The sequence below is a fragment of the Microcystis sp. M53603_WE2 genome (genome assembly GCF_030065435.1).
In genome coordinates this window covers 1-3,296 of sequence record NZ_JASJFF010000779.1, presented here as the reverse complement: position 1 = coordinate 3,296, position 3,296 = coordinate 1, and the positions used below count along the sequence as shown (strand labels likewise).

Sequence of the window (3,296 nt, the reverse complement as noted above, 5' to 3'; positions counted from 1 at the left end):
GTAGGGTGTGGGGTGTGGGGTGTAGGGTGTGGGGTGTAGGGTGTGGGGTGTAGGGTGTGGGGTGTGGGGTGTAGGGTGTAGGGTGTGGGGTGTGGGGAAGTGGGGAAGTGGGGAATTGGGGAATTGGGGAATTGGGGAAGCTGTCTCATCACCCTATCACCCCAAAACCCTATCACCCCAAAACCCTATCACCCTATTTTCTGACTCCTGCCTACCGACGGCTAAAATAACTGACTCGGTCTCCCTCCCCGGTCAAGATTGAAAGCGATAAGCTAGAGTGTGAGGAGTGAAAACTTTTTAATCTCGTTTCGCCCCTAGAGGATAATAGCTCGATGTTGCGAATTATCACAGAGCCATGGTCAGCCAGAACGGAACTGAGACGAATTCGGGAACGGTTCGACGATCCGGAAATTCGGGAAAAAGAATCGCTTGTCCGAGAGATTGTCGATCAGGTGCGACTTACTGGCGATCGCTCGTTGGTGGATTATACGGAAAAATTCTACCAACAGTCCCTTAATCTACAACAACTAAAGGTGAGTGGCTCGGAACTTGATGCTGCTTATCAACAGGTGTCGCAGGATTTATTAAATGCGATCGCCGTTGCCTGTGAAAAAATGGAGGCTTTTCATCGTCAGCGTCTTCCCAAAGCTTGGGTCCAGTTTCCTGAGGATGGTACGGTTCGGGGGAAACGTTATCAACCAGTTAACAGTGTGGGAATTGTCGTTCCCGATGGTAAACGAGCCTATCTCAGTTTATTGCTCCAACAGGCGATTCCTGCCAAAATAGCGGGGGTTAAACGGATTGTCATGGTATCTCCTGCCGATGAGGATTTACGCATCCATCCGGCGATTTTTGTGGCAGCCCAATCGGTGGGTATTAGTGAGATTTATCGGGTGGCTGGACCACAGGCGATCGCCGCTTTAGCCTACGGCACAAAAACGATCGCTCCCGTGGAGATGATTGCCGGAATAGGTGATTTTTATACTAATTTGGCTAAAAAACTGGTTTCTGACCATGTAAAAATCGATTATCTCTCTATTACTTCTGATTTAGTTATTATTGCCGATAATCAAGCTAATCCCAGACAGTTAGCCCTAGATCTATTAGCGCAAGCGGAACAGTATTCCCTAGCGGCAGCGATTTTATTGACGACGGATAAGGCTTTGGCTTTAATAGTACAGGAAGAAGTGCAAAAACAGTTACAGGTACATCCCCAGAGATTGTTAACGGAAAAAGCGATCGCTCATTATGGTTTAATCGTGGTGGTGGAATCATTGGAGAAAGCGATCGAATTATCGAATCTTTTTGCTCCCACCCATTTATCTTTGATGATCGATGAGCCTTGGGAAAAGCTATCTTCTGTGAGACAATCGGGAACTATTCTCCTCGGTTCCACTACTCCAAAAGCGGTGGCTGATTATTTGGGTTGTCCCGTGGGAGTGGAAACTTTTCTCGATTCCGCCACTTTAATCGAATATCCCGCCGATTCCTTCGCCTCCATAGCCCATAATCTACAAATATTAGCCCAAGCGGAGGGCTTTACGGCAACGGATGCGGGTATAGAATCCCGAGGTCAGGACAAGAACTAGAAAAACTATAATCTTCTCAAAGCAACTATTGGGTCTAATTTAGCGGCACGATGAGCGGGAACAACACCGAAAATTAGACCGATGGCACTAGAAACTCCTAAAGCGAGAATTATCGCAGGGATTGAGACACTGGTGGTTAAAGCGGCAAAAATTCCCGCTAGATACATTCCTTGAATGCCGACAAAAATCCCGATAATTCCGCCAGTGGTGGCTAAAATCACCGATTCAATCAGAAATTGACCTTTTATATCCCCTTCTTTCGCTCCTAAAGCCTTTCTTAACCCGATTTCTTGGGTTCTTTCCGTGACTGACACGAGCATAATATTCATGACACCGATTCCCCCGACAAAAAGGGAAATACTGGCGATCGAGGCTAACATTCTAGTTAAACTCTCGTTAGTCTCTTTGGTCATTTCTAGGACTGCGGTTTGGGGGAAAACCTGCACATAATTCTCGTCGCTGACCTGATGACGCATTTGCAGCAGGTTGCTAATCTGAAACTGAGCGGCTTTAATTTGGGCAGAGTTTTTGGCCAAGACAGAAATATGAGTCAGGGGAATGCCATAGATAGCTCTGCGGCCTTGAACCTGATTAGACATGGTAGTTAGGGGAATTAAGGCTCGATCGTCCTGATTAGTCTCAAATAAGGAGCCTTTCGCCTGTAAAACTCCAATAACTTGAAAACTAAGATTGCCGATGCGAAGATTTTCGCCCACGGGATTGCGATTACCAAAGAGATTTTTGGCTAATTCCGATCCCAAGACAATCACCCGATTATCCCGTTTCAGGTCAGATTCCATAATAAATCTACCTTTAGATAGTTGACGGTTACGCACGTTTAGGTACTCGGCTCCCACCCCGATTAGGGGGCTATTACTGGTTCTATTACCGAAGGATAAAATTCTTTTACCGCTCAATTCGGGAGAAATGGCGGCAATGGAGGGAACTTGAGATGCGATCGCTTGAGCATCTTCGTAGGTGAGAGGCCGGGGATTAGGAATTGTCCGCCGGACATTGCGCGAGGAGGTGGAAACAAATAAAACATTCGGTCCGAGAGCTTCAAACTGCTCGAGGGCGACTTTTTGCGCTCCTTCACCCACTCCCACTAGGGCAATGACGGAAGCGTTACCGATAGCAATTCCTAGCATGGTCAGACCACTACGCAGTTTATTGCCCATCAAAGCGGAAAAAGCCATTTTCAGGTTTTCTAGCATTTCCATGGTTAGTTATATTCAGTGGGGAAGTGGGGAAGTAGGAATTATGAATTATGAATTATGAATTGGGGAGATGGGGAAGTGGGGAGATGGGGAAGTGGGGAAGTGGGAAGTGGGAAGTGGGGAAATTGAACTAAAACCCCAAAACCCCAAAACCCCAACCCTCAACACCTGACTCCTGACTCCAGGCTCCTGATTAGCGTGCAGAGATTTGGATCGTTTCCGGTTTACTTAAATCGCCGGTAATAGTTAAACTGCGCCGATTAGCGTTGAGATGACGGACAATTTTATAGATGGCTTCAACTTGGTCACTAGCGCCGATTTTGGCCGCTAGAGTGGCTAGGTCAAGAGAAGTTCCCGTTTCCCGAACAACTTGCACGATTTTTCTTTGTAAATCCAGAATAGAAGCGGCGGCTTTTTTCCCTGCTTCTACCCCGGGTTGATGGTAGGCGTTAATGTTAACTAAACTAGCATAGAAACTAACGGCCCGTTC

At 46.9% G+C, this 3,296-nt stretch carries 2 protein-coding genes and 1 pseudogene; 1 reads left to right on the top strand and 2 read right to left on the bottom strand.

Features of this window, described 5'->3' with window-relative positions:
* The first annotated feature begins 332 nt into the window (after positions 1 to 332).
* On the top strand, positions 333 to 1,589 hold the full coding sequence (hisD, locus tag PX481_RS16730) for a histidinol dehydrogenase (RefSeq protein ID WP_288095075.1): 1,257 nt from the start codon (positions 333 to 335) through the stop codon (positions 1,587 to 1,589).
* 5 nt (positions 1,590 to 1,594) lie between these two features.
* Here the strand turns inward: hisD and PX481_RS16725 are convergent, their stop codons facing one another.
* Together PX481_RS16725 and pgi are read right to left on the bottom strand one after the other, a co-directional pair.
* On the bottom strand, positions 1,595 to 2,809 hold the full coding sequence (locus tag PX481_RS16725) for an ABC transporter permease (protein WP_002757374.1): 1,215 nt from the start codon (positions 2,807 to 2,809) through the stop codon (positions 1,595 to 1,597).
* Between the two features lie 190 nt (positions 2,810 to 2,999).
* Positions 3,000 to 3,296 (bottom strand): annotated as a pseudogene (pgi, locus tag PX481_RS16720) (glucose-6-phosphate isomerase); the annotation flags it as partial.

Coding starts and splice junctions, on each gene's coding strand:
- PX481_RS16725 (WP_002757374.1), bottom strand. CDS start 2,809: ATGGAAATGCTAGAAAACCTGAAAATGGCTTTTTCCGCTTTGATGGGC.
- hisD (WP_288095075.1), top strand. CDS start 333: ATGTTGCGAATTATCACAGAGCCATGGTCAGCCAGAACGGAACTGAGA.